The sequence below is a fragment of the Streptomyces sp. NPDC026246 genome (genome assembly GCF_055567995.1).
Genome location: NZ_JBVHPJ010000003.1, coordinates 582,442 through 596,782, shown reverse-complemented (window position 1 = coordinate 596,782; position 14,341 = coordinate 582,442). Strand labels below are relative to the sequence as shown.

The 14,341-nt window shown below is 71.0% G+C and carries 12 protein-coding genes and 2 tRNA genes; 5 read left to right on the top strand and 9 right to left on the bottom strand.

What is annotated here, in order from left to right:
* The first annotated feature begins 25 nt into the window (after nt 1-25).
* Complete coding sequence (locus tag ACZ4M5_RS10900; RefSeq protein WP_467735202.1) at nt 26-418, top strand: CBS domain-containing protein; 393 nt, start codon at nt 26-28, stop codon at nt 416-418.
* 73 nt (nt 419-491) lie between these two features.
* On the opposite strand, the gene ACZ4M5_RS10895 is transcribed toward ACZ4M5_RS10900, so the two are convergent.
* Nucleotides 492-1,943 carry a catalase gene (locus ACZ4M5_RS10895; protein ID WP_467735200.1) on the bottom strand — a complete coding sequence of 484 codons (1,452 nt, stop codon included), beginning with the start codon at nt 1,941-1,943 and terminating at the stop codon, nt 492-494.
* Nucleotides 1,944-2,088: 145 nt separating this feature from the next.
* On the opposite strand from ACZ4M5_RS10895, the gene ACZ4M5_RS10890 reads away from it, so the two are divergent.
* Nucleotides 2,089-2,505 carry a Fur family transcriptional regulator gene (locus tag ACZ4M5_RS10890; protein WP_369193794.1) on the top strand — a complete coding sequence of 139 codons (417 nt, stop codon included), beginning with the start codon at nt 2,089-2,091 and terminating at the stop codon, nt 2,503-2,505.
* Nucleotides 2,506-2,628: 123 nt separating this feature from the next.
* Here the strand turns inward: ACZ4M5_RS10890 and ACZ4M5_RS10885 are convergent.
* The 4 genes from ACZ4M5_RS10885 to ACZ4M5_RS10870 form a co-directional block, all read right to left on the bottom strand.
* Nucleotides 2,629-2,702, bottom strand: a tRNA-Met gene (locus tag ACZ4M5_RS10885).
* Between the two features lie 302 nt (nt 2,703-3,004).
* A complete protein-coding gene (locus ACZ4M5_RS10880) occupies nt 3,005-4,828 on the bottom strand; it encodes a tetratricopeptide repeat protein (RefSeq protein ID WP_467735198.1) in 1,824 nt (607 codons plus the stop codon).
* A gap of 234 nt (nt 4,829-5,062) precedes the next feature.
* Nucleotides 5,063-5,136, bottom strand: a tRNA-Met gene (locus ACZ4M5_RS10875).
* 57 nt (nt 5,137-5,193) lie between these two features.
* The gene (locus ACZ4M5_RS10870; protein ID WP_467735567.1) at nt 5,194-8,121 is read right to left on the bottom strand and encodes a UPF0182 family membrane protein; all 2,928 of its coding nucleotides are present in this window, start codon (nt 8,119-8,121) and stop codon (nt 5,194-5,196) included.
* A gap of 162 nt (nt 8,122-8,283) precedes the next feature.
* Between ACZ4M5_RS10870 and ACZ4M5_RS10865 the strand changes: the two genes are divergently transcribed.
* Nucleotides 8,284-8,826 (top strand): PPA1309 family protein, encoded by a 543-nt coding sequence (locus tag ACZ4M5_RS10865; protein ID WP_467735196.1) that lies wholly within the window; start codon nt 8,284-8,286, stop codon nt 8,824-8,826.
* 58 nt (nt 8,827-8,884) lie between these two features.
* On the opposite strand, the gene ACZ4M5_RS10860 is transcribed toward ACZ4M5_RS10865, so the two are convergent.
* From ACZ4M5_RS10860 to ACZ4M5_RS10845, 4 genes are all read right to left on the bottom strand, one after another.
* Entirely contained in the window at nt 8,885-9,976 is a 1,092-nt protein-coding gene (locus ACZ4M5_RS10860; RefSeq protein WP_467735194.1) for a YlbL family protein, read from the bottom strand.
* A gap of 105 nt (nt 9,977-10,081) precedes the next feature.
* Complete coding sequence (locus ACZ4M5_RS10855; protein WP_333936916.1) at nt 10,082-10,261, bottom strand: hypothetical protein; 180 nt, start codon at nt 10,259-10,261, stop codon at nt 10,082-10,084.
* 96 nt (nt 10,262-10,357) lie between these two features.
* The gene (locus ACZ4M5_RS10850) at nt 10,358-10,819 is read right to left on the bottom strand and encodes a molybdenum cofactor biosynthesis protein MoaE (RefSeq protein WP_467735192.1); all 462 of its coding nucleotides are present in this window, start codon (nt 10,817-10,819) and stop codon (nt 10,358-10,360) included.
* A gap of 171 nt (nt 10,820-10,990) precedes the next feature.
* On the bottom strand, nt 10,991-12,112 hold the full coding sequence (locus ACZ4M5_RS10845) for an SDR family oxidoreductase (RefSeq protein ID WP_467735190.1): 1,122 nt from the start codon (nt 12,110-12,112) through the stop codon (nt 10,991-10,993).
* Nucleotides 12,113-12,304: 192 nt separating this feature from the next.
* Here ACZ4M5_RS10845 and ACZ4M5_RS10840 point away from each other — a divergent pair, with 192 nt between their 5' ends.
* Nucleotides 12,305-13,783: a zinc-dependent metalloprotease gene (locus ACZ4M5_RS10840; protein WP_467735188.1), complete on the top strand. Its 1,479-nt coding sequence runs from the start codon at nt 12,305-12,307 to the stop codon at nt 13,781-13,783.
* Entirely contained in the window at nt 13,780-14,307 is a 528-nt protein-coding gene (locus tag ACZ4M5_RS10835; protein WP_467735186.1) for an NUDIX hydrolase, read from the top strand. The genes ACZ4M5_RS10840 and ACZ4M5_RS10835 overlap by 4 nt, the downstream gene beginning before the upstream one ends.
* The last annotated feature ends 34 nt before the right edge of the window (nt 14,308-14,341 follow it).

The window sequence follows — 14,341 nt, the reverse complement described above, 5'->3', positions numbered from 1 at the left end:
ACACTCCCAGGAGGTGGCTCCTTACATGCTCGTCCGTGACGCCATGAGCACCGTTGTCCTCACCATCGGACCGACCCACACCCTGCGTCAGGCCGCCGCACTGATGTCGGCACGCCGGGTCGGCGCGGCCGTCGTCCACGACCCGGACGCCGGCGGCATCGGCATCCTCACCGAACGCGACATCCTCAACTCCGTGGGCCTGGGCCAGGACCCGGACACGGAACACGCCCATGCCCACACCACCACCGACGTCGTGTTCGCCGCTCCGGCCTGGACCCTGGAGGAGGCGGCGGGCGCCATGACCCACGGCGGCTTCCGGCACCTGATCGTGCTGGAGGGCGGCGAACCCGCCGGCATCGTCTCGGTCCGCGACATCATCCGCTGCTGGGCACCCGCGCGGCAGCGCGTCCCCGCCTAGACGCGAAGGACGGGCCGGGTTCCCTTCCGGGAGCCCGGCCCGTCCCCTACCGCAAGCGGTCCAGTGCTGGAGTTCAGCCGCGCAGGGCCTGGACCGCGGCCTCCAGCCGCTTGCCGTAGTCTCCGTCGGCTCGACGGAAGTTGTCGATCGCCCGCTCGACGATGTCGTCGCGCGAGACCTTGGCGATGAAGCCCGCCAGGTTGGCGATCAGGCGCTCCTTCTCGTCCTCCGACATGAGCCGGTAGAGGTTGCCCGCCTGCACGAAGTCGTCGTCCTCGGCGTGCACGAGCGCCTCGTGGTTGCCGGTGGCGCCGCCCACGGCGACGGCCGACCACAGCGGACGGTCCGTCTGGAACGGCCCGCCGAAGCTGTTCGGCTCGTAGTTCTTCGCACCCCCGTGGCGGCCGTCGTAGAGGTGTCCGTCCCGGGAGTGGGTGCGCGCCACGGTGGCGTGCGGGCGGTTCACCGGCAGGTGATCGGCGTTGATGCCGACGCGGTAGCGGTGGGCGTCGCCGTACGCGAAGAGACGGCCCTGGAGCATCTTGTCCGGGGAGGGGCCGATGCCCGGCACGAAGTGGGCGGGGCTGAAGACCGACTGCTCCACCTCGGCGAAGATGTTCTCCGGGTTGCGGTTGAGCTCCAGCCTGCCGATCTCGACGACCGGGTAGTCCGCGTGCGGCCACACCTTCGTCAGGTCGAACGGGTTGAACCGGTACGTCGCCGCCTCGGCCACCGGCATGATCTGCACGCCGACGGTCCAGCTCGGGTACTCGCCCCGCTCGATGGCCTCGCGCAGGTCGCGCTGGTGGGAGTCGGGGTCCTCACCGGCGAGCCGCGCCGCCTCCGCGCTGGTCAGGTTCTTGATGCCCTGGTCGGTCTTGAAGTGGTACTTCACCCAGAAGGCCTCGCCGGCCGCGTTGTTCCACTGGAAGGTGTGCGAGCCGAAGCCGTCCATGTGCCGGTAGGAGGCCGGGATGCCCCGGTCGCCGAACAGCCAGGTCACCTGGTGCGTGGACTCGGGCGAGAGGCTCCAGAAGTCCCAGACGTTGTCCGCCTCGGTCGAGCCGGTGTACGGGTCGCGCTTCTGGGTGTGGATGAAGTCCGGGAACTTGATGGCGTCCTTGATGAAGAACACCGGGGTGTTGTTGCCGACGAGGTCGTAGTTGCCCTCCTCGGTGTAGAACTTCAGCGCGAAACCACGCGGGTCGCGCACCGCGTCCGCCGCACCCAGGTTGCCGGCCACGGTCGAGAAGCGCAGGAAGACCTCGGTCTGCTTGCCGACCTCACCGAGGAACGCGGCGCGCGTGTAGGGCGTCACGTCGGCCGTCACCGTGAAGGTGCCGTACGCGCCGGCACCGCGGGCGTGCACCACCCGCTCCGGGATGCGCTCCCGGTTGAAGTGGGCCAGCTTCTCCAGCAGGAGCTGGTCCTGGACGAGTACGGGGCCGCCGACGCCCGCGGTCTCGCTGTTCTGGTTGTCGGCGACCGGAGCCCCGGCCTCCGTCGTAAGCGGTCCCTGCGTCACGTGCGCCTCCTGCACCGATCCTGGTCAATCCTGTCCCTTGGCCAAAGCCGTTCTCGATCCTACAATAGACATTGTCTAAAGCAAGTGAGGCTCCAATCTCACACCTGTTCGGGACCTGGTCCCCTTAGCTGTTAGGCTGGTGGCCATGAGTGACCTTCTGGAACGCCTGCGCGGACGCGGATGGCGGATGACCGCGCAGCGGCGCGTCGTGGCCGAGGTCCTCGACGGCGAACACGTCCACCTGACGGCCGACGAGGTCCATGCCCGGGCCGTCGCCAAGCTGCCGGAGATCTCCCGGGCGACCGTCTACAACACCCTCGGTGAGCTCGTGACCCTCGGCGAGGTGCTGGAGGTCTCCACCGACCAGCGCGCCAAGCGGTACGACCCGAACGCCCACCGGCCGCACCACCACCTGGTCTGCGCCCAGTGCGGCGCGATCCGTGACGTCCATCCGGTCGGCAACCCCATGGCGGACCTGCCCGACTCGGAGCGCTTCGGTTTCACCGTCTCCGACGTCGAGGTCACTTACCGCGGCGTCTGCCCGAACTGCGCGGCGGCCTGAAGCCTCCGCACGAAGGCCCCGGCACCGATGATGCCGGGGCTTTCTCGCACCCTCAGGACGCGCGCGGATCACGACAACGACCGAGGGCCGGAACCCTTTCGGATTCCGGCCCTCGGCCTTCAGTAGCGGGGACAGGATTTGAACCTGCGACCTCTGGGTTATGAGCCCAGCGAGCTACCGAGCTGCTCCACCCCGCGGCGATGAATGCAACGTTACGTCAGTGACGAGGGCAGATGCAAATCGCTTCCCCTTCGGGTCGCGTGCCAGGGGCCCGGGCCCCGCAGGGCGGCCGAGAAGCAACAGCGTGCCGCCGGTCCGGTCCACCCGTCGGCGACGCCTGGCCGCCCGCCCCCGCCGACGCCCAGGACTCGGTGGAGGGTCGGCGGGTCGCTCGCCCGCCGGCGACGGGCGGCCCGCCCGGCCAGGGGCTCGTCGGGGAGCCACCGCCCGCCGCCGACGGCACCGGAGTCCGGCCGGGTCACCCCGCAGCCCGGCCGCCCTACGCCGACAGCTCCTGCCGCAAGGCGTCCCGCAGGCGCGCCGCCCGCTCCGCCACGGACTCCGGACCGAGTGCCACCGCGCGGTCGGCCCAGCGCTGCCCTTCCGCGAGTTCTCCACGACGCGCGTAGACCAGGGCGAGCCGCAGAGCCGCCCGTCCGTGACCGGCGTCGGCCGCCCGCTGCCACCAGACCGCCGCCTCGGGCTCACTGCCCTCCCGCGCCAGCAGCAGCCCGAGGTTGAACGCCCCGTTGCGGGAGCCCGCCTCGGCCGCCTCCCGGTACCACCGGGCCGCCTCGACGACATCGCCCCGCGCCGCCGCGTGCATGCCCACCCGGACCTGCGCCCGCCGATGCCCCTGCGAGGCCGCCCGCTCGTACCACTCCTCGCACTCGCTGCGCCGGTGCACCGGCTCGCCGAGCTCGTGTGCCGGCTCCGGCGGCCGTCGCGCGTCCAGCACGGTCGCCAGCCGGTACGCGGCCTCGGCGCTGCCGCCCCCGGCCGCACAACGCAGGTGCCGCTCGGCCTCCTGCTCGTCGCCGGCCCGCAGCCGGGCCATGCCGACCTGGAGCGCCGCCTCCGTGTGCCCGGCGGCGGCAGCCCGCTCGTACCAGCCCAGCGCGGCCTCGTCCTCGCCCCGTCCCGCGTGCAGGATGCCCAGGTTGAACGCGGCGTCCACGCTCCCGGCCTCCGCGGCCTTGGAGAACCACGGCTCCGCACCCGTCTCGTCGCCGCCCTGCAGCAGCAGGATCGCCAGCGCGTTCGCGGCCTCCCGGTGCCCGGCGTAGGCGGCGCGGCGGTACCACTGCTCGGCCTGGGGGGTCCGGCCCTGCTCGGCGCAGAGCAGCCCGAGGTTGTACGCGCCGTTCACGTCACCGGCGTCCATCGCGGCCCGGTACCACCGCTCGGCCGTCTGCGTCTCGCCCCGCTCGGCGTGCAGCGCGCCCAGTGCGTTGGCCGCGTTGCCGTCGCCGTCCTGGGCGGCGCGCAGCCACCACACGGCGGCGTTCTCGGTGTCGCCCGCGTCACGCAGCAGGAACCCGAGCGCGCAGGCGGCCCGGGCCTCGCCGTCCTTGGCGGCCGTCAGGTACCAGCGCCCGGCCTCCTTGAGCTCACCGCGCCGCTCCAGGATCGTCCCGAGGTGCAGCGCCGCCCGGCGGTGGCCGCGCGCGGCGGCCTGCCGGTACCACTGCTCGGCGTCGGCGGCCCCATGGCCACCGTTGTCACCGTCGCTCTCCCCTGTCGCCCCGCGGTCCAGCGCCCGCGCCAGCCGGTAGGCCGCCTCGCGGTGGCCGCGCTCGGCCGCGACCCGCATCCACCGCTCGGCCCCGGCGTCACCGCGGTGCTCCAGCAGGTCGGCGAGCGCGTACGCGCCCAGCGTGTGGCCCTGCTCGGCGGACTGGCGCAGCCAGTACTCGGCGGCGGGCTCGTCCCCGCGCTCGCGGTGGTGCCGGCCGAGGGCGTGCGCGGCCGCCGCGGATCCGGCGACGGCGGCGATCCGCCACCATCCGGCGGCCTCGTCGGCGTATCCCCGCTGGTGGAGAAGGACTCCCAGGTTGTTGGCCGCGGCCCGGTCGCCCGCGGCGGTGGCGGCACGCAGATGGGGTTCGGCACCGTCGAGATCACCACGGCGCAGCAGCATGGCCCCGAGGACACTCATCGCCTCGACATCGCCGGCCTCCGCGGCGAGCCGCTGACGCAGCTCTTCGGCCGCCTCGTCGGCGATCTCCCCGGTCTCGTCCGGGGTCTCGGTGTCCTCCCGGCTGGAAGGCTGCACAAAACGCCCTGTCTCGAACAGAGTTGCCTTGTCCCCCATAACGTCCATCGTCGCACCACCTGCAACCTGGGTACACCTGGTATACCGCAGCCAGTGAGGTCACTACAGCGTTTTGTCGACATGCCCACAGAGAGACAAGTCAAACACAGATTGCCCAACTCCCCCCGGCGGCGCGGCCACAACTCCCGTCAGCACATGCGTTCACACATCACGAAGGCCCGGATTCCTGTGTGGAATCCGGGCCTTCGTGGCCGCTGCGTCACTCGGACATCGCGACTGCAGTAGCGGGGACAGGATTTGAACCTGCGACCTCTGGGTTATGAGCCCAGCGAGCTACCGAGCTGCTCCACCCCGCGCCGTTGTGTTCACCACCGTATCACGGCGCGGAGTGGCCATTCGTCCAGGCCGGAGCGCTAGCTGCTCGGCTTCGGGCTCGGGCTGCCGCTGGGCTTGCCCGCACCGCCCCCGGCGCCCCGGGCCGCCTCGGCCTGCGCGTCCTCGGCCCTCTTCAGGGCGTCCTCGAGGTCCTTCTGCGCCCGGCCGTAGGCCTCCCAGTCGTTGTCCTTCAGGGCCTCCTGGCCTTCGTCGAACGCCTTCTGGGCGTCCTCCAGGGCCTGTTGGACCGTCGGGTTCTTCGAGGACGGCGGTGGCGGCGAGGTGTCGTTGTCGCCCTCGTCCGGCGGTTCGGGTGTCGCGCCGTCCGCTCCGAAGACCTTGTTGAGGGCCTCGTCGAGCGTGTTCTCGAAGGCGGTCTGGCCCCCGTAGGTCACCAGGATCTTGCGCAGCAGCGGGTACTTCAGTCCACCACCGCGTACGTAGACCGGCTCCACGTAGAGCAGTCCCCCGTCGAGCGGGACCGTCAGCAGGTTGCCGTACTCGACTTCGGAGTCGCCGCCTCTGAGGAGCCTGATGGACTCGGCGATGTCCTCTTGGGAGTTGAACTGGCTCTGGACCTGCTTGGGTCCGTTCACCGTGGTGTTGGTCGGCAGTTTCAGGATTCTGATCTTGCCGTAGTCACTGGTGCCTGCCTCGGCGTCGACCGCCATGAACGCACTCAGGTTGTCCCGGCCGTTGGGCGTGAAGGTCGTCGTCAGCGAGAACGCCTGCGCCTTCTGGTCGGGCATCCTCATGCTCAGGTAGTACGGCGGCACCGCGCTGCCCGAGCGGTTCGTCGGGTCGTCCGGCACCTGCCACACCTCGCTGCCGCTGAGGAACGTCGTGGCGTCCTTCACGTGGTAGCGGGTGAGCAGTTCACGCTGGACCTTGAACAGGTCCTGCGGGTAGCGCAGGTGGTCCATCAGCTGCTGGGAGATGTCGCTCTTGGGCTCGACCGTGTCCGGGAAGGCCTTCATCCAGGTCTTCAGGACGGGGTCCTGGGTGTCCCACTGGTAGAGCTTCACCTTGCCGCTGTAGGCGTCGACGGTCGCCTTCACCGAGTTCCGGATGTAGTTGACCTGGTTCTGCTGGGCCACCACCGCGCGGTTGTCGTTGGTGGCGGTCAGCGAGTCGGCCGTGGTGTCGCCGAGCGTCGTGCGCGAGGAGTACGGGTAGCCGTTCGTCGTCGTGTACGCGTCGACGATCCACTGGATGCGGCCGTTGACGACCGCCGGATAGGCGTCGCCGTCGATGGTCAGCCAGGGGGCGACCGCCTCGACGCGCTCCTTGGGCGTGCGGTTGTACAGGATGCGCGAACCGTCGCCGATGGCACCGGAGTACAGGATCTGCGGCTCGCCGAACGCCACCGCGTACGCGGCCCGGTTGACCGGGTTGGAGAGGTTGACCCCGCTGCCGCCCTTGTAGCTGGTGGTCTTCTCGCCGTTGTCGTCGGAGTAGTCGATCTCCTTCTGGGGACCGCCGACGATCGAGTACGTGGTCGTCTTCTCGCCGTAGTAGACCCGCTGCTCGTACGTGCCGAGGTCACCCTTGGACGGCAGGTCGGACTCCGTGAAGTTCGGCCGGCCCTGGGCGTCGGCGCTGGTGCCCTCGGCGGCGACCACTCCGTAGCCGTGGGTGTAGCGGAAGTGGTTGTTGATCCAGTTCTTCTTGGGGATGCCCGCGAGGTTGATCTCGCGCAGGCCGAGGACCGTGTCCTGGTCCTTGCCGTCCTTGGGGTAGCGGTCGACGTCCAGGTTGGTCGGGAACGCGTAGTAGTTCCTGATCTGCTGGAGCTGCTGGAAGGTCGGCGAGACGATGTTCGGGTCCATGATCCGGATGCTCGCCGTGGAGCCGACGTCGTCGCGGAGCGTGGACTTGTCCTCGGTCTTGCTGGTGCCCGAGTAGTCGGTGACCTTCGTGCCGTCGATGCCGTACGCCTTGCGCGTCGCTTCGAGGTTCTTCTCGACGTACGGCGCTTCCTTGGCCTGCTCGTTCGGCTGGACCTGGAACTTCTGGACGATCGCCGGGTAGAGGCCGCCGATGAGGATGGCGGACAGGACCATCAGGCCGAAGCCGATGACGGGCAGCTGCCAGGTGCGCCGCCACAGCGTGGCGAAGAACAGCAGCGCGCAGATCACGGCGATGCAGAACAGGATCGTCTTGGCCGGCAGGTAGGCGTTGGCGTCGACGTACCTGAGGCCGGTCCAGTTGTCGGTCGCCCGGAAGTCGCTGGACTTCACCGCGAGCCCGTAGCGGTCGAGCCAGTAGGCGACCGCCTTCAGCGCCACGAAGATGCCGAGCAGGACCGACAGGTGACCGGTGGCGGCGGCCGTGGCACGGGCGCCGGGGCTGGTGACGCGCAGCCCGCCGTACAGGTAGTGGGTGAGCGCGGCGGCGATCACGGACAGGATCGCGGCGGCGAAGCCGAAGCCGAGCAGGAACCGGTACCAGGGCAGGTCGAAGGCGTAGAAGGAGACGTCCAGCTTGAACTGGGGGTCCTTCTGGCCGAAGGGCACGCCGTTGACCCACATGAGCCAGGTGCGCCACTGGCCGGACGCGGAGGCGCCGGCGATCAGGCCCACCAGGGCGGTGATCCCGAGCAGCAGCCACTTCTTGTAGGGCGCGATGCCCATGCGGTAGCGGTCGAGGTTCTGCTGCTCCATCGACATCGCGCTCAGCGGCGGCCGCAGGCGGTGGGCCAGCCAGATGTTGACGCCGACGGCGAGGGCCATCAGCAGTCCGAAGACGAAGAAGAGCCCGATCTTGGTCCACAGGGTGGTGGTGAAGACCGACGAGTAGTTCACCGACCGGTACCACAGCCAGTCCGTCCAGAACCCCGCGAACATGGTGAACGCCATGCCGATGACGGCCAGGACGCCCAGTGTCATGAGCAGGGTCCGGACACGCCGGGACGGGCGGCCCACTCTCATCCGCGGCCCTGTCGGGCCTCCGCCGCGGTCCGGCATCTGGAAAGCCAAGGTGCGCACCTCGAAGTCGCTGTCGATTCGTCGGGCCCGCGTCTTCACGGACCGTCAGCGGCCCCCGTGATCGTGGGCCCCCACCTATGCAACTTACTCACCGTTTACTCGGTTCCCGATTTCGGCCAGGAACGAGAGAGGATTGTGACCATGTCCAACACTCCCATGGCTGCGAACCCGCTCACCCGGGCCGTTCTCGAGATCGACGAGTACGTCTCCGGCCTCGGCTGGGACCAGCCGGCCCGCCTTTTCGCCCTCGTCGACACCGCCCGGCTCAAGACCGAACAACCCTCGCTGGCCGATCGGCTCGGTCTCGGTGACGAGCCGGAGAGCGCCGGCCTCACCCCGATCGAGCAGGACGAAGTACCGACGGGCAAGCCCCTCGACGAGTTCCTCGCCACCATCGCCTGGCCGGACGCGGTGGCCGGCTGCGCCCTCACCGTGGAGCGCCTGATGCTGCCCCCGTCGGCGGAGGCACAGGTTCCGAAGGACCTGGACGAGACCGCGCTGACGAAGTGGGTGGCGGAGCACCCGGACCGCCAGGAGGTCCGTATGACCGTCGCGGTCCTGCGTGACGGCACCCGCGACTCGGCGCTGCGTCTGCGGGAGAAGGACTCCCCCACGGAGGTGCTGACCGGATCCGAGCTGGTCCCGGGTCTGGCGGAGGCCCTGACGGCGACCTTCGAGGAGTAGGTCCGCTGCGTCCGGCCGGGGCGCGGCCGCCCCCGGCCCACCGGGGGTGCGCCCCGGTCTACTCACCGCATGTCGGCAGGGCCGCGGTGTCGCCGCTGCGCAGGTCCTCGAGCGCGCCGAGGGCGTCCTGGATGGTGTCCACCTTGATGAGGGTGAGTCCCTCGGGGGTGTCCTTGGTGGCGGCCGCGCAGTTGTCGGCCGGCGTCAGGAAGTACCGGGCGCCCTTGCTCCGCGCGCCGACGGTCTTCATCTCGATGCCGCCGATCGGTCCGACCTTGCCCTGGTCGTCGATCGTGCCGGTGCCCGCCACGAACCTGCCGCCGGTGAGGCTGCCGGGCGTGAGCTTGTCGTAGATGCCGAGCGCGAACATCAGCCCGGCGCTGGGACCGCCGACGTCGGCCAGCTTGATGTCGACGGTGAACGGGAACGTGTGGTCGGTGCCCGCGGAGATGCCGACGATGGCGCGCTTCTCGCCGGTGTCGTCGGACGTCGCCGTCGTGATGGTGACGTTCTCCGTCCGGGTGGGCGTCCGCTTCTCCTTCTCCGCGGCGGCCTGCTCCTTGGCCGGCACGATCGTGAACCGCACCTCCTGGCCGGGCTTGTGCCTGGTGACCAGCTTGGCGACGTCGGCCGGCTTCTTGACCGCCGTGCCGTCGACGGCCTTGATCACGTCGCCGGCGTGCAGCCTGCCCTCGGCCGGGGAGCCCTTGACGACGGTCGAGACGATCACCCAGGACTTCACGGGGACGTCCAGTTCCTTCAGCGCCGCGACCTTGGCGCTCTCCTGGGACTGGCTGAACTCCTCGGCGTTCTCCTGGGTGGACTGCTCCTCGGTCTTGCCGTCCGGGTAGAGCGTGTCGTGCGGCACGACCTTGTTGTCGTGCGCGAGCCAGCCGTAGACCGCCTCGACCAGGTTCATCCGGTAGTCCGCGCTGGTGACCCGGACCGTCGTCATGTTCAGGTGGCCGCTGGTCGCGTAGGTCTTCCGCCCCGAGATGTGCAGCACCGGCTCACCGTCGTGATCGCCCAGCGTGTTCACCGTCGGCCCCGGCGACATCTCCGCGTACGGCACGGGGATGAAGACTCCCGCGCACAGGAGCGCGATCAGCATCAGGGTGGAGGCGAGCATCGTCGCGGTGCGGCGTGGCATGACTCGACAGTACGGGACGGTTCTGTCAGCGCACCGTCAGGGCCGCCCGTCCGGGGCGGCCCTGAGGCTTCAAACGCTTGTGACCTGCTGCTTTCCGGCTCCGCGCTAGCGGACCGGGGGCTTCTCCATGGCCTCTCGGAAGCGGGCGTACCCGACGAGTTCCGGGCCGTCGTTGCGGACCTTGCGGGTCCGGTTGGCCCAACTTCCCCACAGACCGGCGCCGATCGCAGCCACAAGCGGAATCAGCAACCAGGCGAGCGCCGCCATGCCGACCTCCAACCCCATCGAGCTCCGCGAACTGACTGATCAGCAGATTAACCATCCGCAGTGACAACGCTCACGCCAGGGGTGCGGTTACGCAACCGGAAATCGGATCCGGGATCAGCAGGCGCCGACCCACTCCTCGGTGCCGTCGGAGAACTTCTGGTGCTTCCAGATGGGCACCTCGTGCTTGAGGTCGTCGATCAGCTTCCGGCACGCCTCGAAGGCCTCGCCACGGTGCGGGCAGGAGACGGCGACGACCACGGCGAGGTCACCGACGGCCAGGTCGCCGACCCGGTGAACGGCGGCCAGCGCCCGGACCGGGTACTCGGCCGCGACCTTCTCGGCGATCCGCCGCATCTCGGCCTCGGCGCTGGGGTGGCACGAGTAGCCCAGTTCCTCGACGTCGGCGCCGCCGTCGTGGTCGCGCACCGTCCCCACGAAGAGCGCGGTGCCCCCCGCGGCGTCGTCCCCGACGGCCCGGAAGACCTCGTCCACGGAGAGGGCCGTCTCACGGATGCCGATCAGCCTGATCGGGTCCTGCGCGGCCTGCTCACCGGGGTGCTCGCTCGTGGGTGCCATGCCCCCATCGTGCCGCACGGCACCGACAGCACGGAATAGAGCTATCGACCGGCACGCGCGCGTACTCGTTTGGAGCCTCCTACAGGGGGACCCTGCCGCCACATGTCGCTCGCACGAGGACGGCGCTCACGGCGGCCGGACGCGCCGTGCTCCCCCGCGCGAAGGCGGCGGTCAGATGCGCCGCCGGGCCTTGCGCGCCCGGCGCACCACCGCCGCCGCGCCCAGCAGCGCCACCGTCGCGCCGGCGGCACCCGCGGCCGTCGCGTCCTTGCGGCCCAGCCGGCGGCCCGCCACCGTGTGCCGGCCGGAGACCTCCTCCAGGAGTTCCGCCAGCACCTCCTCGTTCGTGTACCGCGGCCGCCAGCCGGCGTCGTGCAGCCGGCTGCCGCTCACCACCCACGGGTACATCGTGTAGGCCAGGTCGCCCGCCGGGGACGGGGTGAGCCCGATGCGGTGCAGCCGCGCCGCCGCCCCCAGCGCGACGGCGGAGGGCAGCTCCATCCGCCGGATGCCGCTGAGCTCCTCGACCTCCTCCTGCTCCAGCCACCCGTCGCAGCCGACGGCGAGCTCCCCGTCGACCTTCTCCAGGACGGCGTACTCCAGCGCGCTGCACAGGTCCTCGACGTGGCAGAACTGCCAGGCGGGCCGCGAACCGGCGACGACGAGCAGCCGGGGCGACTCGAAGTACCGGGTCAGGGCCGTGTCGGTGCCGCCGACCAGGACCGCCGGCCGCACCACGGTGACGTTGAGCCCGGGGTGCGCGCGGGGAGCCCGGCGCGCCAGGCGCTCGACCTCCAGCAGGTCGCCGACCCCGGTCGCCTCGGCCGTGGCCCGCAGCTCCGCGTCCTCCGACAGCGGCAGCTCGTTGTCCGGCAGTGCCCCGTAGACCATCGCCGAGGTGCACAGCACGACCCGGTGGACCCCGGCCGCCGCGGCGGCCGTCAGGACGGTCTGCGTCCCCCGTACGTTGTAGGCCGTCCGGGCGGCCGCGTCGGTCTCCAGGTCGAGGTCCAGCGCCAGGTGGACGACCACGTCGGCGCCGCGCAGCTTGTCGGCGATGGCCGGGTCCCGGACGTCGAGGATGTGCCACTGCGCGGCGGCGCACTCGCCGCGCCGCTCGTCGATGGCCACGACCTGCTTGACCTCGTCGGACGCCGCGAGCCGCTCCGTGAGCAGGGCTCCTACGCCGTAGGCGGCGCCGGTGACCGCGACGACGGGTCCGCGCGGCGCGGGACTCGCGGAACTGGTTGACTGGTTTCGCGCTGCGCGAACCTGCGGATCTGGGGAACTCACCGGGCGTCTCCAGCGGTTGTCTTCAGTACGAGCACGTGCCACGCGTGCGTACCAGGTGGCATCCATCCTGCCGCAGGCCGTCAGTCGGCGACGCACCGAGGCCCGATCCGCCCCAGGTGTCTACGCTGGGTGGTGTTGTCGGGCAGCCGTGCCGCCGGAAAGAACCGGCGGCCCTACCAGCCGAGGAATCCCGTGAGTGACACCCCATTCGGATTCGGCCTTCCGCCGGAGGAGCCGGACGACGGCGACGAGGGCAAGAAGAAGGACCAGCAGAGCGGTGGTGGTCAGGGACCGGCCAACCCGTTCGGTTTCGGCGGCCTGCCCGGAGCCGGAGGCTTCGGCGGAGGCCCCGGTGGCCCCGGCGGCCCCGGTGCGGACAATCCGTTCGCAGCCATGTTCGGGTCGCTGAACCCCACCGACCTGGGCGCCGCGTTCCAGCAGCTGGGCCAGATGCTCTCCTACGAGGGCGGCCCGGTGAACTGGGACATGGCCAAGCAGATCGCCCGCCAGACGGTGTCCCAGGGCTCCCCTGACGGCACCAAGGACGCGAGCGTCGGCCCCGCCGAGCGCCGTGCCGTCGAGGAGGCCGTCCGCCTGGCCGACCTGTGGCTCGACGACGCCACCTCCCTGCCGTCCGGCGCCGCCTCGGCGGTCGCCTGGAGCCGCGCGGAGTGGGTCGAGGCGACCCTGCCCGCGTGGAAGGAGCTGGTCGATCCGGTCGCCGAGCGCGTCGGCACCGCCATGGGCGACGTCCTGCCGGAGGAGATGCAGGCCATGGCCGGCCCGCTGATCGGCATGATGCGCTCGATGGGCGGCGCGATGTTCGGCACGCAGATCGGTCAGGCCGTCGGCGTGCTCGCCGGCGAGGTCGTCGGCTCGTCCGACGTCGGCCTGCCGCTCGGCCCGGCCCGCAAGGCCGCCCTGCTGCCGGTGAACATCGAGGCGTTCGGCAAGGACCTGAGCGTCCCCCAGGAGGAGGTGCGGCTCTACCTCGCCCTGCGCGAGGCCGCCCACCAGCGCCTCTTCGCGCACGTGCCGTGGCTGCGCTCGCACCTGTTCGGCGCGGTCGACGGCTACGCGCGCGGCATCAAGGTCGACACGGCCAAGCTCGAGGACGTGGTCGGCCAGTTCGACCCGCAGAACCCCGAGCAGTTGCAGGAGGCCCTCCAGCAGGGCATGTTCCAGCCCGAGGACACGCCCGAGCAGAAGGCCGCACTGGCCCGGCTGGAGACCGCTCTGGCGCTCGTGGAGGGCTGGGTGGACGCGGTGGTCCACGCCGCCGCGAAGCCCCGCCTGTCGTCCGCCGACGCCCTGCGGGAGACGCTGCGCCGCCGCCGCGCCTCGGGCGGGCCGGCCGAGCAGACGTTCGCCACGCTGATCGGCCTGGAGCTGCGTCCGCGCCGTCTGCGGGACGCCTCGCGTCTGTGGGCCTCGCTCACGGACGCGCGCGGGGTCGACGGCCGGGACGCCCTGTGGCACCACCCGGACATGCTGCCGACGGCGACCGACCTGGACGATCCGGACGGCTTCGTGCACCGCGAGCAGATCGACTTCTCCGAGCTGGACAAGATGCTCGGCGAGGCGGCCGGCAAGCCGGACCTCAAGAAGCCCAAGACCGAGGACGGCGACGACGGCGGCGAGGACGAGCGCAAGGGTGACGACGCCGGGTGAGCCTGTACGACGACGCGGTCCTCGTCCTGAAGGGGTACGAGGACCAGACGGAGTTGCGTGAGGCCTACCTCGCCCATCTGGCGGAACACCCGGACGGTCTGTGGAAGGCCTGCCACGCCGGCCACCTCACGGCGAGCGGTCTGGTCGTCGACCCCGAGCGCGGCCGGGTGCTGCTGACCCTGCACAGGAAGCTGCGGATGTGGCTGCAGATGGGCGGCCACTGCGAGCCCGGTGACACCTCGCTCGCGGCCGCGGCCCTGCGCGAGGCGACGGAGGAGTCCGGCGTCCCCGGGCTCTCCCTGCTGCCCGGCGGCCCGGTGCGCCTGGACCGGCACCCGATCCCGGCCCCGTGCCACTGGCACTTCGACGTCCAGTACGGCGTCCTGGCGCCCCCGGACGCCGTGCACGCCGTCAGCGACGAGTCCCTCGACGTGCGCTGGTTCGGCTACGACGAGGTCGCGGACGTGGCCGACGAGTCGGTCGTCCGGCTCCTGGCGGCCACGCGCGCGAGGCTCGCGGCCTGACCCTCGGTAAGCCGCCCGACCATCGGTGAGGGGC